This is a genomic window from Arthrobacter sp. JB02-1C, assembly GCF_057748045.1.
In genome coordinates this window covers 1,779,452-1,795,697 of sequence record NZ_CM173235.1, presented here as the reverse complement: position 1 = coordinate 1,795,697, position 16,246 = coordinate 1,779,452, and the positions used below count along the sequence as shown (strand labels likewise).

Genomic DNA, 16,246 nt, shown 5'->3' with positions numbered 1-16,246 from the left:
GGCCGTCAGGTAGCTCTGCCCGCGGCGATGACGTTCCCGCGGTCGCGGATGATCTCGGTTAGAGGCTCGACGAGCTCGGGGCGGATCGGGGCGGGCTGGGTCTTCTTCTTGGTCATGGCCCTCATGTGTGCGGAGCAGCCCGCTTTCGTGCCCGGATTAGAGCCAGCCTGCGCATCACACCAACCAGGCGGTTTCCCCGCCTGACCAGCGACAACGTAGGATCCACTGCGGACCGGCAAATCGCTGCCGGCAACTTCATTGGGGGAAAATTGAACATCAGCAAAACCTTGGGGGCCTCGCTGCTCACGGCCGCACTCGTGGCCGGGCCTGTCTGCGCCGCCACTGCAGCGTCCGCGCCAGCGGTCACACGAGCGGCGTCGGCCGCGGCTCTGGATCTCTTTCCGGAAAGCCGCCGCCAAATGATCATCGAGACCTTCGACGCGATCAACGCCTTTCGGGCAACCAAGCACCTGGCTCCCCTGAAGTTCAACGCCGGCATCGCCGCCGTCTCGCAACAGTGGAGCAACAAGATGGCGGCGACGCGCAGCTTCGTGCATAACAGCGACTACGTTTCGGGTGCGCCGGCCGGATGGTTCTCGGCGTCCGAAAACATCGCCATGGGCTACACGGGAGGCCAGGACCTGGTCAACGGTTGGATCGGCTCGCCCGGCCATAACGCGAACATGTCCAGGCCGACCGACACCTACATGGGCATCGGACTCAGTTCCCAGGCCGGGAGCATCTACGCGACCGCCAACCACTTCAGCTATCCGGCTGACGCCGTCCCGGCAGAGTCCTACAACAGCCCCCGCGATTTTTTCAAGGGACTGCCGGCGCTCCCGACCAGCTCCGGCAAGCTGGTTACGGCCGCCGAACCGGACTTCGACTGGAGCAGGGGGACCTACACCATCCCCGCCCAGACCGGGGTTGCCTACCTGGTCGCGGGCGCGGTCAAGCGTGCCGGCACTTACACCCCGAGCAGCGCCACGCTCACCATCACAGCCAAGGGAGTGGACGGATACGTCCTGACGACCAAGCCGACCTGGAACTACGACCTCTCGAGCTACGCCGTCACCGCCACCGCACCGGCATTCAACCGGGCCAAAGCGACCTACACCATCCCCTACGATTCACTGATCACCTACGTGGTAAACGCTGTCGTAAAGACCGGCGGCACCTACGCAGCCAATTCCAACGTCACCCTCACCGCCAAAGGCAACGCGCCCTACTTTGTGACGGGGACCAGTTCCTGGTCGTATGACTTCACGCCGCCGGCGGTGGTCCGGGTCGCGGCGGCCGCCCCCACCTTCGACCGGGCCAAAGCCACGTACACGATCCCCGCCAAGACCGGCGTGACCTACCTGGTCAACGGCGCCGTGAAGACCGCCGGGACGTACCCCCGCAACACCAAGGTCACCATCACGGCAAAGGCCGCGGCCGGCTACTCCCTCACCGGCACCGCCGCCTGGACCTACGACCTGGCGCCCCTGGCCGTAGCTGCCGTGGCACCGGCCTTCAACCCCGCCGCCGGCACCTACACGATCCCGGCCAGGACCGGACTGATCTACTCGGTTGACGGCAACACGGTGGCGTCCGGCACCTTCAAAGCTAACGGCCGGCTGGTCGCTGTCACCGTGAAGACCGCGGCGGGATACAAGCTCTCCGGCAGCTCAAGCTGGACCGGTGACTTCCGCAAGGCGGTCACCCCAGTGAAGCCTGCCATGAACAGCGCCACCGCCCGGTACACGATTCCCAGGCAGACGGGTGTCGCGTTCTACGTCGACGGCAAACTGGTCCCCGCGGGGACCTACAAAGCCGTGAACGGAAAGACGGTGGCGTTCACCGCGAAGGCGTCCGCGTCCACGTACCGGCTCGCCGGCACAGGAGCCTGGTCGTTCCGCTTCTGACCTCGCGGAGCCAACGAAAGCCCCGAACCGTCCAACGGGGCGGGGCCTTTTTGTCTGCTTTGCGGGGCCGTGAGGGCCCCTCGGTTCCCGGACGGCTCGTGCTTAGCGCTGCCCGATCCGCACGAGCCGCATATGCTCAGCTGTGCTGCCCGCGACGAGGTCAGACACTCCGTGCACCAAGGCCTCCCGGAGGGGAACCCAAGTCGCCCTCCCATCCGGGTCTCCGGGATCAATGTCCAGCCACAGGTGCTGACTCCGGTCCTCGGTGTAGGGGCCGTCTGACGGCTTGGGCAGCCGTCCCAGGTCATGTTCGAAGATTTCAATGACGCTTTCGCCCGGGGCCACGCCGAGCTTGCCCATGACGTCCCAGTCCTGAGCCTTGCGTACGATCGAGCCGTGAGAGCGCATGCTGGCGGCAGGACGCTCAAGATCCCTCAAAACCAGGCTTGCTCCGACCTGCCATTTGCCGTCGTCGAAGAGGCACAGCCCAACGGGTAAGTACCAGCCGCGCCGGAAATGTTCGAAAAGCCGGACGTTGTCATCGGCGGAGGGAGTGGTGGTGAGGACTTTCCTGCTGGGAACGTTCGCTTCAACCAGGAAACCGACAGCCTCGTAGGCGTCCTGGCTGAAGTCTGCCACTAGCCGATGGAACCCCTGGAGCGGGTCGCTCCGAGGTCGGCTCTCGGCCTCGGCCTCGGCGTTCTCCTGTTGTGCCCGTGCAAGGTCCTCAGCGAAACCCATGTGGCCTCCCGCATCGGTGGTCAATTGGATCCAACATAGTCCAGGTGGCGCCAAACAACACCGCCCCGCGGAGACCTGCAGGGGCACGTCCGCACACATATCGTCCATGATCCCAGGCATCAGACTGACACCCGAAGACTTCGAAATCATGACCGGGGAGGATCCCGCGGACTGGCCGGACCGCTTCGAACCCGGGACGATGGCGAAGGTCGTCGCCAACGCCGAGGGGCTCTGGACGAAGATCGTCTCGGATGACGGCGAAGCCATCCAGGCCACGATGGCCAACAACCCGCTCGGCGACTTCGCCGTCTTCGACGATGCCGTCGAGTACACCCGCCCTAACGTCCTCCCGCCGACGTCCGGCAAGTAGCCAACCAAAAGGGAGCCCGCACCGTTGATCGGTGCGGGCTCTCCGTGTTTCCGCTGTGCGGCCGGCCCTAGTGGACCGTCGGGCTACTTTTCGATCTTGTCAGCAGGTCCGAGGCTAGAGCCGTTGAACGTGTTCGCACCGCTCATGACCCACTCGCCGTTTTCCTTCTTCAGCTGGATGGTGGTCGACAGCACGGACCTCAGCTGGCCGCCCTCCTTGCAGTGGACAGTGACCTCATACTGTCCACTGAGGAGCGGGTAAGCGGAGGCGAAGCTGTTTCCTTCGGGCCGAGTGGTGACGGAGATTCCCCTGCCCTCGATTTCGTACGGGTGATCCGAGATAGAGCACTGCTCGCCGGACCTGGATTTCCACGTGCGGATGACGTCGTAATCAGGGTAGGCGTCGCCGTTCAGAATCTCGGGATGGTTGGTGAGGACCACGTTCGGAGTGAACGGCGCCGGGTCACCTTCCTTGATCTTCCCATTCTCGCTGGGGACTTCTTTGGTCCAGGACGTGGTGAACGTCGGCCATGCGGAGCTGAGGGTGAGGGGTTTCAGCTTCGGCGCGACCTCGTTCTTCCAGATTTCAGGGGTGGGCTTGAAGCCCTCCACGGTGTACTCGGGGTGGTCTTCGATCAGAACCCGGAGGATGGCCTTGCCGTTCTTCTCCATGGACGCCTTGTCGGCCACACTCCACTTGAAGTCCACTTCGCCGTCCATGCTGTTCCACCCCTCAGCGTCCTGGTCGTAGCGGACCGGAAGCGTGGAGAGCTTGACCTTGGGCGTGGCCTCCGGGGACGGAGCGATGTGCGCATTGTCCGCTTTGTTTCCGAAGGTGCAGCCGGAAGCCGTGAGGGCCAGCGCGGCAAGGAGTCCCACGACCCCAGCCATGCGTTTCGTGCGTTGCGTTTTGATGATTCCCCCAGATGATGTGCAGTGAATTTTGAGCATAGCTTCTACGCTGTTGGTCATTGAATTGCGACGCGTGGCCGCGCTTCACGGGGGCTCCGTGCGCTGACTGGTTAGGGCTGATGCTGGACCGTGAGGTGAACCGTTACGGGTTCCGGCTCGATCTCGGCCGGCATCCCTTCACGAAGTGGCGGCCGCCGAACGGCTCATCCGTCAGGTCGTCCGGGATGCAGGTGACGAGCAGGTCGTTGACGGGGCACGGGCAGTCTTTTCCCGCCTCCTCGACAAAGATGGAACGGCCCCAGGGGTTCTTGGTCCGGTAGCCGTTGTCCGGGTGGTGCTTGCAGATGAGCCGGCACTTGGGTCCACCCGCGATACCGAAGTTGACGAACTCGATCGGGACAGGTGTCTTGAGTTCCGTCAGCCCTGACCCAGGCGGCCGCGAACGATCTCGCTGACCGTCTTGCCGTCGAAACGTCCGGCCACCTTGGCGGTGACCGGCTTCATCACGGCACCGATGGACCGCATGGACAGCTCCTGACCGTCCGCCTTCAGGGCAGCGATAGTCTCATCGACGATCGTTGCGACTTCGAGGCGGGTGAGCGCCTTGGGCAGGTACGCCTCGATGACCTCAGCTTCAGCAATTTCCGCCCCGGCGCGGTCGGCTTCGGTGTAGATGCGGGCGGTGTCGCGGCGCTTGGCTGCTTCTTTCTGCAGCAGTGACGTCACCTGGGCGTCGTCGAGTCCGACCGGGGTTTTGCCGGACTTCTCGCGGGTGCTGATCTCGCCCAACACGTTCCGGACGGTGGTCAGCGCGGTCTTGTCGCCGGACTTCATGTGGGCGACGACGTCTTCTTTCAGGCGCTGCTTGAGCGTCATGGTGTCCCTCTTTTCCTCGGTGGTTTGTGATGCTCCTACTGGCCAGTGTCTCCCCGCAGGGTGCGGATGGCTTTGACGAGCGGGGTGCTTTCCAGCCACAAGTTCTCCAGGTAGCCCTGCTTCATGTCCGTCATCGTGCGCTGGTTTCCGAGCCGGTCCACCAGCAGTTGGCCTGGTCCAGGGTGTCGAGGCGGATTGCCCGGGTGATGAGCGGGAAACCTGGCCCAGGTAAAGCGGATCTGTCGTCCGAAAACGTCGATCGTGCCGGTTCCGGTCCGGTCGCTGCGCGGCGTGCCGTTTTCCAGGACGTCGGCGAGAAGATCTTCGTAAGGGGTGGGGGTGTCATGATGCCTTTCGGGCGGAAGCGGGTTCTCTTGTTTCTATGCCCGTTCCGGCACGGACGGCTGTTTTCAGACCATGCCTGCCAGGAAGCGCTTCAGGAGGCTGACGTCAACGACGTGCACCTGCGGGCCACCCGAGAGGAAAGAGTGGACGGACTCGGGAAGTTCGGCGGCGGACACCACCGCGACACCGTTGCCGCCATGCCATGGGAACTTGGTCCGGGAAATGGTCGGCCTGTCCTGGGCGCCGTTCCGGGTGTGAAGAACCACCCAGCCCTCGATCCTGTATTCCGGGAACCTCTTCCGCAGGGTCTTGATCGCTGCGATGAGCTTGAACGGTTCCAGTTCCGCGCCGTCGCGCGTCAACCGCTCGTTGTCCCACGTGTATCTCCCGTCGGCCCATAGCTTGGAGTCGACGATGGCGATCCTGTTGCCGGCAATGACGGCGTGATCCATGTCGGAGGACCCGGTGCCGGGCCATCTCAACCCGTTGATGAGCCGGGCCGAGGGGAGGGCTGGCAGGACGGTCGCCTCGAGGAGACGCGCCGTCCTCGCCTCCCCTTCGGCCCCCAGCGCGGCCTTCTCACCGAATACGTCCTCCGACAGCCCGCGCCCGGGTTCTCCATGCGAGCGTGCCGTCAGCACCTCCAGGGGCAGGAGGTCCGTGGCCAGAGGGGGAGCCTTGGGTTTCCGCAGGAAGGAGATCACGACCGGAAGCAGTCCGATGCACACCCACAAGATCCCGGACTCCTGCAGGAGGGCCATGAACCCTCCCATGGCGCTGAACACGGCGAGCCAGACGAACGTCCACGCCGCCGGCCTCCGCCGCGCAGGGGGTGCCGGCGCGGTTATCGGCGGCGAGAATTCAGCGGGGATCCCGTCCCAGGGCGCCATGGTGGGGACACCCATTCTTGATGGGAAGGACTGCGCGAGTTCGGGGTACGGCATTTGGACCAGTTTCTCTTCATGCACCCGATCGCTAAGGAATGGGTTGCTTCTCAGGGGAGCTTCTTATCACATGCGCAGTTTCCGAGGCTGTCACAAACGGGGCCGGATCAGGCCATATTCCGGTGATAGCCTCGAGCAAGGGCACAACGAAGTCAGATACTCTTGGAAGATGATCTTGACGGGACCGAAGCGTCCCAATTCGTTCATTTCGCCCTTGACAATACCGAATACTCGATCGACCTCAGCGACCGAAACGCAGACGAATTGCGTGGGGCCCTTGAGAAATACGTGGGTGCCGCCCGTAAGGCTTCCCGCGGAACGGCAAAGGCACGCCGGGCCGCCCAGGTTCGAGGTTCCAGGTGGACCCTCACCGAAGGGTGCCCGCGCCTAGGTTCTGGAAAACGGCGTCGACGTGAACCCCAGAGGGCGCGTAAGGCAGGACATCCTCGAGCGGCACGCCGCCGCTCTGGCCAAGTAAATGTCCTAACCCGGCTGGCGGGTGCAGCCCCTTTGAGAGCGGTGTGGCGCCTGTGGTGATTCTAGCGGTCGATGAAGTCCCAGTAACAGGCTTGGCGTTCAGTCTCTGAGCGATAGGCCCTCGCGTAGGCCCATTCCTCCCATAGCCACTTACTGGGCCCGAAGCCGCGGAGTACTGGTTCGGCAACCCCCACGACCGATCGCGACGGACTTCATTAGCCCCTCCCCTGCGGAGGAAACGGACCCCGCCGGCAAGCGAAGTCGAACGCAACATGTCGCAGAACCAGCTGATCGTCCGGCACGAACGAGATGAGGTCATCGACGAGTCCTCCGCGGCCCAGGTCGAGGAGGATGCCTGATGGCCGTCGAGAAGTTCCCGGCCGAGGAGGTCACCGAGGCGGCCAGGTTCGCTTTGGCATCACTGGACCGGCTGGAGAAGGCGTCGACGGCCGGACATGACCCGGAAATGGCCGCTGAGATCGCCGATGAGATCCGGTTCGAGGTCGCCATGTTCCACCCTCTCCGGGTGATGATGCAGAGTCTGGCGGACGGAAGATTCGACGTCGCCGAGTACGGCTACGCCCTCGCCTCGCTGGTCGACCAGGGCGCCGGCAATAAGGCGCGTCTCCTCGCTGAGCAGGCACGGGCCGAGGACGTCGGCTGGGCACCGCATGAAGGGCCGGTCCGGTTTTTCCCGGGCCCGTCTTTTGCATGTCCGGGGAGAACGACTGCAGGCTGCGTACGCCTGACGACCATGGAGACCAGCACCCTCATCCTCGCCACTGCGGCCGTCAGCGCGTCACTGACTGGGTTCCTAGCCCAGTGGCGCCAGGCCCTCTCCCCCACGTCCGGAGCCCTAGCCCCGGTCTGGCGGGAAGGCTACCTGGCGGGGGTCGCCGATGAGCGGACATCAAGCGCCTGGGACATCCCGGCTGCGGCCTGAACCGGAAGAACCCGTGCCGCGGCAGCGAGGCACCCACCCAGTACGTCCTGGCGCACGACCTCAAGGCCGGCCAGAAGTTCGTCCACGGCTTCGAGCGGCAAGCACTGGACCGCTCGTCCGACGCCGACACCACAAATATGCGCCGGCGCACGGTCATGCGGTTCAGGGAGGGGTACCGGTCGACGCAGCGGCGCTGAGGGGCGCCAAGGAAGCGCTGCGCCTGGCCCGCCGCTGGGCCTTGCCGAGGTCGTTTCTGAGATCGAGGCTTCCTCGCTAACCACCGGTCTTCCGGCCTGCGGAGGAAGTGATGGTTTGGCGTTTCGCCACGCAAGCGTCGACCAGTTCAAGAAGGGCAGCGCCGCTCCGTCCGGATCGTCACCGATACTTACGGCCGGCTGACCTTGGTCACGACCGAGACCCAGCGGTTTGGCGGGTCCGGCAAGCTCAAGGCGGCGCTGAAGGCGCTGGCGCCCTGACCGCCTACCGCTTTGTCGCCCTCACCTGCGATTCCTGCGGTGAGGTCTTCGATGACGGCGGTTTCGCTCCGCATCCCGGAGGCACGCGGGAGCGCCGCGTGGGGAGCAGGGTGGACAACGGGCACTGCGGAAAGACGGACTACTGCGGCCGATGCAAAGACAAGATACCGGAGGACGCATGACCCGTTGGGGACGGCAGCCGCGGCCTCCGTACACATGCCATGAGCCACCGCCATCGACCCCTAGACTAAAAGGGTTTTGACTCGCGCGACCATCTGAATTTCTCAACAGGGGGACCATTGACTAAGACTTTCCGCGGCAAGCGCGCCGTCGCTCTTCCCGCGCTCCTGGCATCAATAGCGCTGACGCTGTCCGCTTGCGCCAGCTCAGGAGAGGCCGAGGCCCGCAAAACGTTCACACCGCCGGCTCATGAAAAACAGGATTACCTGGCGGAGAGCAAAAAAGTGACACCTGCCGTTGCTCCCGACTTCACCGAATTGGTGCCGGCGAGCCAGTTGGGCCCACTGACCGAGGCCGGCTACAAGGTCCTCCAGGTCGTGGCGCAGGACCACCCGGAGTACACCAAGTACGGGTTCAAGTACACCCTGGACGAGTTCGACAAGAACATCGCCCCGGCCCTCAAGCCGCTAATCATGCCTAACGCCTGGGCGAACATGCGTGACTCCTGGGCGAAAGAGGCGGGATACGCGCTGACCTCCTACGACCCTGAGACGAAGAACTGGGAGTTGGAGAACAACGAAGGCCAGAAATGCACCGCTTCCAAGGAAAAGCCCTACGAGATGACCCTCGGCGGCTTGCAACTGCGCACAGCCAATCCGTACGGCACCGTCCTTCCGGTGTTCGATGGCCGTGTGAACACTGTGACTCACTGCCAGGAGGGCGGAACCGTGGAACGGCAGATCATGCTCGCCTACTCGATGGAGCAGGACGGCGGGCAGTGGAAGATGGGTGGCGAGGCCGGCCTTAAGTCCGCGACCGACACGTTCACCATCAAGGGCCGCAAATAAGTCCCGGCCGGGGGCCAGGCTCCGCTCCGGAATCGGGCCTTTACTCGACAGCCACCAGCCCCCGGGGCGCCGGCCGAGCTGGCCGCAGCCGCCTGGCGCCGGCCCCTATGGACGCGTTGTTCTGATTTGGCAACGGAAATCAGAACAACGAGCTGCCTATTCTGATTTACGGGCTCATGCCCCGGCTTTCCGTAGCTGCGGTGAGCGGGCGGGCCGACTCCGCACGCATCAGGTTTGGAGCAGGAACACCTGCACCGCACCGATCACCGTGGAGACAAGTCATAAGCAACAGCACCGACTACGGCATCGGCTACCACGAGAGGTTCCTAGAAACGCGCGACCGGCGACGTGAACAGGCATGCCGAGTCATGCTCGCAGGGGGCTGCATCTTGGCAGCCGGAGTCATCACGTTTGCCGTCGGCAATATCCTCTTTGGTGCCTTTCATCTGGCGCCGCTTGACACAGCGTGGTTCTGGCTCTTCCTCCCCGCCTTCGCGGCGACGCTGATCTGCCTGCTTGCCTCGTTCTTCAGCATGGTGATTTTCCGGGTCTGACAGGCGCAAACCTGAACCGAGCGTATGGTTCGCGGCTCCGGGGAGCACGGATCGCGCATCCGCACACATGGGGTGCATGGAGGAATTTCTCGCTGACCTCCGCGGGCGCGCCGCCCGCCACCGCCAGTCGAGCGGCGGCTTATCCTCAGCTCATGGGAAAACGTGACGCAGGTGCCGGCATGACGGTAAAAGAAGCATTCAAACGCTCGATGAAGCACAGTGGCCGCGACTTGTTCCGCGGCGTCCTCTGGGCGATCCTTCCGGCAGCCTTCTACTGGTTCATCCAGGGCCCGGCCTACGGTCTGGCCGTCGGCATCACCGTCACTGGCGCGGTCTATTGGATCCGCGTCGGGAAGAATGCCAGTGCGATGTACCAGGTGGCGCGCAGCCGCGCCCGCCGGGGGCAGCATGTTTCCGATTGGCTGTGACACCCCGCGCCCCCAGGTCCCCCACTCGGAGCGGATCATCAGTCTGGACGACCGGTGGGCGGCCCGCTTCGCTGAACTGCAGGACTGGCTCGACACTCGAGGCAGCATGCCGCGGCGCACCAAGGATTCCGACGAGCGTGAACTCCGCATTTATGACTGGGCGCCGACCAGCGCATGCGCCACAAATCCGGCCTCCTGACTGGCGCCTACGTCCAAAAAATACTGACGGTGGACGGACTGCTCACGCCCCGGCAACTCTCGTGGCGCCAGGCCGAATTCAAAGCCTGGGTGGATGCGCACGGACGGCGGCCGCGGCCGTCCATCGACCCGGAAGACGCTTCCTTTCTCGTCCGCTTTCACACCTTGCGCAGCTACGCCCTGGGGGCCGTCTCACTGCGGCTGCCGCCGCGCTGCTCCTCGCCGTGCCGGAGGGCGTGACCGAAGCCGAGGCGGCCATCGTCAGGACGCGGCTGGACGCTAAGCTGAACGCCCGAAAGCTCAGGGCCGAAGCCGCCGTCGCGAACGTCATCCCGTTGGAGGACCGCTGGAGCCGCGGGTTCGCTGACTTGCAGGATTGAGTCCGGGAGCACAGGAGGCTGCCGAACCGCCGTTCCGCTGACGCCACGGAGTACCGCATCGCGAACTGGCTCAACGTCCAGTGAATGCAGTCCCGTGCTGAAAACATGCTCCCCGAGTATGAGATGAAACTCCGGTCGATCCCCCGCGCTCTGGAATCCCGCCCGCAGACAGCGGATGTTGACGCTGCGAAGGCTGTCGCCGCTTTTCACGACGACAATGGCCGGCTGCCCGCGGCGAAGGGAAGTGCACCCGCAGAGAAGGCTTTGTGTCAACGCCTTCGTCGCATCCGCCTGAAACTCACGGGCGGCCCTCATTCCGGGGACGTTTTGACAATCCTGTCGTCGGTTTCCGGTGCGGTTGCGCCGGTGCCCGGTCCGCGGACGCCAAGCCAGCGCCTGGCCGACATGGAGGACATGGAGGCGGGCCCAAGGGCCTGCTGCTTGTCTGCATCTTGACGTCTCTGCGGCCAACGCGGCGACAGGTGGCGTCAGCGCGGCTGAATGACGACCGGTAAACGTGTTGTAAGCCTGCTGTGCTCCGTTTTTGCACACAAAACCCCTCCGCCCCGGGCAAGATCGCCCGAACGGAGGGGTTCGTGGGGCCCCCTGTCGGATTCGAACCGACGACCCCCGCTTTACAAGAGCGGTGCTCTGGCCAACTGAGCTAAGGAGGCAATCCGCCGTCGTCGGTGCCCTGAAAGAGGGCCGGACGCCGGGCGCTAGATAAGGGTAGCCCACGCGGGGCCTGACGGTAAAAAATTCCGCTAGCACGCGCGGACAATGACGGACAGGCAAGCAGCCCGGCCCCGGACATTTCCGGGGCCGGGCTGCGTCGGTGCGTTTGGTTACTTCTTGGCGTCCACTGCGGCCTGCAGGAACTGGTCAAACGGGGTCTGGGCGCTGTCACCCTTGCCCCACTGCTTGCCCTCGACAAAGACGGTCGGCGTTCCGGTCACGCCGATGGACGCGGCCTCCTGGGTCGTGTGCTTCACGTACGGCCGGTACGTCTTGCTGTCCACGCACTGGTCGATGTTCTTGGCGCCCGTGTCCGTGGCGAGCTTCTTCAGGTCGTTGTCGGAGAGGCCGGCGCTGCCCTCGGCCGGCTGCTTGGCGAACAGCGCGTCAACAAATGCGGCGTACCTTTCCGGGGATTCGTTCACTACGCACGCGGCGGCGTTGGCGGCACGGGAGGAGTAGTTGGTGGTGGAGCGGCTGTCCAGGAAACCCAGCGCCCGGTACTCAACGGTGATCTTGCCTGCGTTGCGCAGTGACGTGAGGGTCTGGTTGTACTTCGCTTCGAAGTCCTTGCACACCGGGCAGATGAAGTCCACGTAGAGGACCACCTTGACGGGCTTGCCCGCCTCAGCCTCGGCGCCGGGCGCAGTCACCGTCGCCGGCGGCGTGGCGGCCGGAGAGGGCACGTCTGCAACGTTGACGCTGCCCGCGGCCGACTTCGCCACGTCGGTGTTGGCCAGCAGGGTGACACCGCCGTGGACATTCCCGTTTGCCGGCGTCGGACCGGAATCCGCGATGGGCGCGTTGTTCTTGATGTTGGAGGTGACCACCAGCGCCACGATTGCGATGATGGCGACCACGGCAACCACAATGCCCCAGCCGATCAGCAGCTTGTTGCGCTTGTCCTTCTTCAGCTGCGCCTCGCGGATTTGACGGGCTTTCTCACGCGCCGCGGCAGTGCGGTCTGCCTTGGACTGTCGGGGTTCATTTGCGGGGCTCATCGATTCCTCGTGTTGATCGGCCTGGGATGCTCCACTTGGTGGCACATCCACCATTTTAGGGGAGAAACCCGGGAGCTTGCGGTTTCAAGTTTCTTCAGCATGGCCAACGGTCGAATAGCCCGGAAGATTCCGCCCGGCTAGGCTGGGGGGAGCCACATGCGATCCCAGGGGGCACCAATGCAAGCAACCGAGCACGCCGACGCGCGCGCCGACGCGTCCGCCAATAAAAGCGCCGAGCAGACCGTCCAGGAGCGGACCGAGCCGGAACCCGGCGGGGAGCCCGCACCGGAAAACCGCCCGGATGCCCCGGAGTCCACGCCTGCCTTCGACTTCATGGTCGTTTCCAACCGCCTGCCGGTTGACCGGTGCGCCCCCGATGAACCCGGCTGTGAAGACGGCTGGCGCCGCTCCCCCGGCGGCCTGGTGACCGCGCTGGCGCCCATGATGACGAAGACGGACGGCGCCTGGGTCGGCTGGCACGGTGCCCCGGACGAACAACTGGACCTTTTCAGCAACCGCGGCATCGACCTGGTTCCGGTCCAGCTCAGCGCCCGCGACGTCGAGCTCTACTACGAGGGCTTCTCCAACGCCACCCTGTGGCCGCTCTACCACGACGTGATCGCCCCGCCGGAATTCCACCGAGCCTGGTGGGACACCTACCGCAGGGTCAACAAAAGGTTCGCCGACGCCGTCGTCCGCCACGCGGCCCAGGGGGCCACGATCTGGGTGCAGGACTACCAACTCCAGCTCGTACCCAAAATGCTCCGCGAGGCGCGCCCGGACCTGAAGATCGGGTTCTTCAACCACATTCCCTTCCCGCCGCCGGAGATTTTTGCCCAGCTGCCCTGGCGCCGCGCCATCATCGACGGCCTCCTCGGCGCTGACCTGGTGGGCTTCCAGCGCAGCAGCGACGCAGGCAACTTCATGCGGTCCGCCCGCCGCTTCCTCGGCGCCAGCGTCAAGCAGCAGCAGGTGCACGTCAAGGGCGCCGACGGTCAAACCACCCACATCGCCCGCGCCCAGGCCTTCCCCATCTCCATCGACGTCAAGCAGATCAGCGAACTGGCGCGGAAACCGGAGATCATCGAGAAGGCCAAGCAGATCCGCCGTGACCTCGGCAATCCCAAGACCATCCTGCTGGGCGTCGACCGGCTGGACTACACCAAGGGCATCCGGCACCGGCTCAAGGCCTACGAGGAACTCCTGGAGGACGGCAAGGTCACCGTGGAGGACGCCTCGCTGATCCAGGTCGCCAGCCCCAGCCGGGAGCGGGTCGAACAGTACCGCCTGCTGCGCGAGGAGGTCGAGGGCACCGTCGGCCACATCAACGGCACCTACGACACCATGCAAAACACCGCCGTACGCTACCTGCACCACAGCTACCCGATCGAGGAAATGGTCGCCCTGTACCTGGCGGCCGACGTCATGCTGGTCACCGCCCTGCGGGATGGCATGAACCTGGTGGCCAAGGAATACGTCACCGCGCGGACAAATAACGACGGCGCCCTCGTGCTCAGCGAATTCGCGGGAGCCGCGGACCAGCTCAAACAGGCCCTGCTGATGAATCCGCACGACATCGACGGGCTCAAAGACACCATCATGCGCGCAGTCAACATGAAGCCGGCCGAGGCAGCCCGCCGGATGCGGGCGATGCGCAAGCAGATCCTGGACCACGACGTCGACCTCTGGTCCGCCGATTTCCTCAGCGCGCTCCAGGAAAAGGTGGTCCGCGATGACTCCTGAAGCCGGCCCCACCGGGAACAAGCTCTCGCTCTCCCCCGAACTGCTGGCGGCCGTCCACCGCGTCGCCGGCACGGAGCAGCTGCTGGTGGCGATGGACTTTGACGGCACCATGGCGCCCCTGGTCGACCACGCGGCCGACGCCCGTGCACTGCCCCGGTCGGCGGCCGCCTTCGCCGCCCTCGCGGACCTCCCGCGCACGACGACGGCCCTCATCTCCGGCCGGGCCTTGGACAGCCTCCGGGCCGTCGCCTCGCCTCCCGAGAAGACCCTGCTGATCGGCAGCCACGGCGCGGAGGTCTGGATGGGCCCCGGCTCGGCCGAACTGGTGCTGGAAGACGCGCAGCGGGAGCTGCTGGCCGACGTGCGCCGGATCCTGGACGAGATCGTGCATGTCGCCCCCGGGACACTCCTCGAGGACAAGCCTGCCGGCGTCGTGCTGCACACCAGGCTGGCGGCCGACGACGTCGCCGAGGACGCGGTTGCCGCCGCCAGGGCGGCGCTGAAGGACACTCCGGGCGTCCACCTCAAGACCGGAAACCGGGTGCTGGAAACCTCGGTGGTCCACGCCTCCAAGGGGGAAGGCATTGCCTTCCTGCGGCAGGCCGCCGCGGCCACCGCGGTGGTTTTCGCCGGCGACGACACCACGGACGAGGACGCGCTTGGCAGCCTCGTTCCCGGGGACCTCGGCGTCAAGGTGGGGCTGGACTTCACCCAGGCCGAATTCCGGGTGGAGGCACCGGCGCACGTCGCCGAGCTGCTGGAGGCCCTGCTGCGTGCACGGTCCACAGCCGTCCGGGCCTAACCGGCCGGGCCTAGCCGTCCGGAGCGGCCGGCCGGAGCCGCCGGAAGGGACGCGTCGGCAATATCACTTGTGAGCCTCCTGACGTTTTAGTCCCTTTACCGATGATCTGACATACTCTGTATGTGATGCGGCGCACAACTACCGTGCGGCGTCACTGGATGCTCCTCGGCTTCGGCCGGGGAGCATGCGCATCCACAACTGAATAAAAAGAACCATTCACTACGGATCGTCCGGCACGTACCTGCCGGTGAAGGGATTGAGAACTGTGGCTACAGTTACTTTTGACAACGCTACGCGTCTGTATCCGGGCACAGAGAAGCCCGCTGTTGACAAGCTCAACATCGAAATCGCCGACGGCGAGTTCCTGGTCCTCGTTGGGCCCTCCGGCTGCGGCAAGTCCACCTCGCTCCGCATGCTCGCGGGCCTCGAAGATGTGAACTCCGGCCGGATCCTGATCGGTGACCGCGACGTCACCGACCTTCCGCCCAAAGACCGCGACATCGCCATGGTGTTCCAGAACTACGCGCTGTACCCGCACATGACCGTGGCGGACAACATGGGCTTCGCGCTCAAGATCGCCGGCGTCAGCAAGGAAGAACGTGCCGAGCGCGTCCGCGAGGCCGCCAAACTCCTGGACCTCGAGCCCTACCTGGACCGCAAGCCGAAGGCGCTTTCCGGCGGCCAGCGCCAGCGCGTCGCCATGGGCCGCGCCATCGTGCGCAACCCGCAGGTCTTCCTGATGGATGAGCCGCTGTCCAACCTGGACGCCAAGCTCCGCGTGCAGACCCGCACGCAGATCGCCTCCCTGACCCGCCGCCTCGGTGTCACCACGGTCTACGTCACCCACGACCAGGTCGAGGCCATGACCATGGGCGACCGCGTCGCCGTCCTCAAGGACGGCCTGCTGATGCAGGTGGACACCCCCCGCAACCTCTACGACAAGCCGAAGAACGTCTTCGTCGCCGGCTTCATCGGCTCCCCCGCCATGAACCTGCTCGAACTCCCGGTCGTCGACGGCGGCGTGCAGTTCGGCGGCACCGTCTACCCGGTCCCGCGTGACGTCCTCGAGGACGCCTCCGGCTCCACCGTCACCGTCGGCTCACGTCCCGAAGACCTGGAGAACGCCCCCCAAGGCGAGGGCCTCCAGGTGGAGGTCGACGTCGTCGAAGAGCTCGGCGCGGACGCTTACGTCTACGGCCACACCACGCTCGACGGCAAGAGCCACGACATCGTGGCCCGCGTCGACGGCCGCCGCCCCCCGATGAAGGGCGAATCCATCTGGGTCCGCCCGCAGTCGGGCCACGTGCACCTGTTCGACACCAAGACGGGCCTGCGCCTGGGCGACTAGTCCCCACCGGCACCGGGCCCCTAACCGGCCAAGCTGCCA

Annotated in this window: 18 protein-coding genes, 1 tRNA gene and 1 pseudogene; 11 read left to right on the top strand and 9 right to left on the bottom strand. The window is 65.1% G+C overall.

The genetic code is table 11. The features are described 5' to 3' along the window. Positions 1 to 419 precede the first annotated feature (419 nt). Positions 420 to 1,907: a CAP domain-containing protein gene (locus AC3ANP_RS08665; protein WP_488332903.1), complete on the top strand. Its 1,488-nt coding sequence runs from the start codon at positions 420 to 422 to the stop codon at positions 1,905 to 1,907. Positions 1,908 to 2,009: 102 nt separating this feature from the next. Here AC3ANP_RS08665 and AC3ANP_RS08660 read toward each other — a convergent pair whose 3' ends face one another. Beyond that, positions 2,010 to 2,546 (bottom strand): hypothetical protein, encoded by a 537-nt coding sequence (locus tag AC3ANP_RS08660; RefSeq protein ID WP_488332902.1) that lies wholly within the window; start codon positions 2,544 to 2,546, stop codon positions 2,010 to 2,012. Between the two features lie 208 nt (positions 2,547 to 2,754). Here AC3ANP_RS08660 and AC3ANP_RS08655 point away from each other — a divergent pair, with 208 nt between their 5' ends. After that, positions 2,755 to 3,018, top strand: a complete 264-nt coding sequence (locus tag AC3ANP_RS08655) for a hypothetical protein (RefSeq protein WP_488332901.1) — start codon at positions 2,755 to 2,757, stop codon at positions 3,016 to 3,018. An 83-nt stretch (positions 3,019 to 3,101) separates the two neighbouring features. On the opposite strand, the gene AC3ANP_RS08650 is transcribed toward AC3ANP_RS08655, so the two are convergent. From AC3ANP_RS08650 to AC3ANP_RS08630, 5 genes and pseudogenes are all read right to left on the bottom strand, one after another. Next, positions 3,102 to 3,896: a hypothetical protein gene (locus AC3ANP_RS08650; RefSeq protein WP_488332900.1), complete on the bottom strand. Its 795-nt coding sequence runs from the start codon at positions 3,894 to 3,896 to the stop codon at positions 3,102 to 3,104. 450 nt (positions 3,897 to 4,346) lie between these two features. After that, the gene (locus tag AC3ANP_RS08645; RefSeq protein WP_488332899.1) at positions 4,347 to 4,805 is read right to left on the bottom strand and encodes a GatB/YqeY domain-containing protein; all 459 of its coding nucleotides are present in this window, start codon (positions 4,803 to 4,805) and stop codon (positions 4,347 to 4,349) included. 35 nt (positions 4,806 to 4,840) lie between these two features. Next, the gene (locus tag AC3ANP_RS08640; protein ID WP_488332898.1) at positions 4,841 to 4,966 is read right to left on the bottom strand and encodes a hypothetical protein; all 126 of its coding nucleotides are present in this window, start codon (positions 4,964 to 4,966) and stop codon (positions 4,841 to 4,843) included. A gap of 40 nt (positions 4,967 to 5,006) precedes the next feature. Continuing rightward, positions 5,007 to 5,110 (bottom strand): annotated as a pseudogene (locus tag AC3ANP_RS08635) (thymidylate synthase); the annotation flags it as partial. 105 nt (positions 5,111 to 5,215) lie between these two features. Next, positions 5,216 to 6,094, bottom strand: coding sequence for a nuclease-related domain-containing protein (locus tag AC3ANP_RS08630; RefSeq protein ID WP_488332897.1), 879 nt, complete (start codon positions 6,092 to 6,094; stop codon positions 5,216 to 5,218). Between the two features lie 162 nt (positions 6,095 to 6,256). Between AC3ANP_RS08630 and AC3ANP_RS08625 the strand changes: the two genes are divergently transcribed. Further along, positions 6,257 to 6,631, top strand: a complete 375-nt coding sequence (locus AC3ANP_RS08625; protein ID WP_488332896.1) for an Lsr2 dimerization domain-containing protein — start codon at positions 6,257 to 6,259, stop codon at positions 6,629 to 6,631. A 298-nt stretch (positions 6,632 to 6,929) separates the two neighbouring features. Next, positions 6,930 to 7,514, top strand: coding sequence for a hypothetical protein (locus AC3ANP_RS08620; RefSeq protein ID WP_488332895.1), 585 nt, complete (start codon positions 6,930 to 6,932; stop codon positions 7,512 to 7,514). Between the two features lie 385 nt (positions 7,515 to 7,899). On the opposite strand, the gene AC3ANP_RS08615 is transcribed toward AC3ANP_RS08620, so the two are convergent. Next, complete coding sequence (locus AC3ANP_RS08615) at positions 7,900 to 8,064, bottom strand: hypothetical protein (RefSeq protein ID WP_488332894.1); 165 nt, start codon at positions 8,062 to 8,064, stop codon at positions 7,900 to 7,902. Positions 8,065 to 8,289: 225 nt separating this feature from the next. On the opposite strand from AC3ANP_RS08615, the gene AC3ANP_RS08610 reads away from it, so the two are divergent. From AC3ANP_RS08610 to AC3ANP_RS08595, 4 genes are all read left to right on the top strand, one after another. Beyond that, positions 8,290 to 9,018: a hypothetical protein gene (locus tag AC3ANP_RS08610; protein WP_488332893.1), complete on the top strand. Its 729-nt coding sequence runs from the start codon at positions 8,290 to 8,292 to the stop codon at positions 9,016 to 9,018. Positions 9,019 to 9,407: 389 nt separating this feature from the next. After that, positions 9,408 to 9,572 (top strand): hypothetical protein, encoded by a 165-nt coding sequence (locus AC3ANP_RS08605; protein WP_488332892.1) that lies wholly within the window; start codon positions 9,408 to 9,410, stop codon positions 9,570 to 9,572. A gap of 152 nt (positions 9,573 to 9,724) precedes the next feature. Continuing rightward, a complete protein-coding gene (locus AC3ANP_RS08600; RefSeq protein WP_488332891.1) occupies positions 9,725 to 10,000 on the top strand; it encodes a hypothetical protein in 276 nt (91 codons plus the stop codon). A gap of 434 nt (positions 10,001 to 10,434) precedes the next feature. Beyond that, on the top strand, positions 10,435 to 10,578 hold the full coding sequence (locus AC3ANP_RS08595) for a hypothetical protein (protein WP_488332890.1): 144 nt from the start codon (positions 10,435 to 10,437) through the stop codon (positions 10,576 to 10,578). Positions 10,579 to 11,175: 597 nt separating this feature from the next. On the opposite strand, the gene AC3ANP_RS08590 is transcribed toward AC3ANP_RS08595, so the two are convergent. Both AC3ANP_RS08590 and AC3ANP_RS08585 read right to left on the bottom strand, forming a co-directional pair. Beyond that, a tRNA-Thr gene (locus AC3ANP_RS08590) sits at positions 11,176 to 11,252 on the bottom strand. A 171-nt stretch (positions 11,253 to 11,423) separates the two neighbouring features. Then, positions 11,424 to 12,314 (bottom strand): DsbA family protein, encoded by an 891-nt coding sequence (locus AC3ANP_RS08585; protein WP_488332889.1) that lies wholly within the window; start codon positions 12,312 to 12,314, stop codon positions 11,424 to 11,426. Between the two features lie 333 nt (positions 12,315 to 12,647). On the opposite strand from AC3ANP_RS08585, the gene AC3ANP_RS08580 reads away from it, so the two are divergent. From AC3ANP_RS08580 to AC3ANP_RS08570, 3 genes are all read left to right on the top strand, one after another. Further along, positions 12,648 to 14,057: an alpha,alpha-trehalose-phosphate synthase (UDP-forming) gene (locus AC3ANP_RS08580; protein ID WP_488333003.1), complete on the top strand. Its 1,410-nt coding sequence runs from the start codon at positions 12,648 to 12,650 to the stop codon at positions 14,055 to 14,057. Beyond that, positions 14,047 to 14,859 carry a trehalose-phosphatase gene (otsB, locus tag AC3ANP_RS08575; protein WP_488332888.1) on the top strand — a complete coding sequence of 271 codons (813 nt, stop codon included), beginning with the start codon at positions 14,047 to 14,049 and terminating at the stop codon, positions 14,857 to 14,859. Before AC3ANP_RS08580 ends, otsB begins: the two co-directional genes overlap by 11 nt. A gap of 265 nt (positions 14,860 to 15,124) precedes the next feature. Then, the gene (locus tag AC3ANP_RS08570) at positions 15,125 to 16,207 is read left to right on the top strand and encodes an ABC transporter ATP-binding protein (protein WP_488332887.1); all 1,083 of its coding nucleotides are present in this window, start codon (positions 15,125 to 15,127) and stop codon (positions 16,205 to 16,207) included. Positions 16,208 to 16,246 lie beyond the last annotated feature (39 nt).

Bases quoted from the DNA above. Each gene is read 5' to 3' on its own strand.
- AC3ANP_RS08630 (WP_488332897.1), bottom strand. From the start codon at position 6,094: ATGCCGTACCCCGAACTCGCGCAGTCCTTCCCATCAAGAATGGGTGTC.
- AC3ANP_RS08655 (WP_488332901.1), top strand. From the start codon at position 2,755: ATGATCCCAGGCATCAGACTGACACCCGAAGACTTCGAAATCATGACC.
- AC3ANP_RS08600 (WP_488332891.1), top strand. From the start codon at position 9,725: ATGGGAAAACGTGACGCAGGTGCCGGCATGACGGTAAAAGAAGCATTC.
- AC3ANP_RS08665 (WP_488332903.1), top strand. From the start codon at position 420: ATGATCATCGAGACCTTCGACGCGATCAACGCCTTTCGGGCAACCAAG.
- otsB (WP_488332888.1), top strand. From the start codon at position 14,047: ATGACTCCTGAAGCCGGCCCCACCGGGAACAAGCTCTCGCTCTCCCCC.
- AC3ANP_RS08620 (WP_488332895.1), top strand. From the start codon at position 6,930: ATGGCCGTCGAGAAGTTCCCGGCCGAGGAGGTCACCGAGGCGGCCAGG.
- AC3ANP_RS08585 (WP_488332889.1), bottom strand. From the start codon at position 12,314: ATGAGCCCCGCAAATGAACCCCGACAGTCCAAGGCAGACCGCACTGCC.
- AC3ANP_RS08615 (WP_488332894.1), bottom strand. From the start codon at position 8,064: ATGCGGAGCGAAACCGCCGTCATCGAAGACCTCACCGCAGGAATCGCA.
- AC3ANP_RS08645 (WP_488332899.1), bottom strand. From the start codon at position 4,805: ATGACGCTCAAGCAGCGCCTGAAAGAAGACGTCGTCGCCCACATGAAG.
- AC3ANP_RS08580 (WP_488333003.1), top strand. From the start codon at position 12,648: ATGGTCGTTTCCAACCGCCTGCCGGTTGACCGGTGCGCCCCCGATGAA.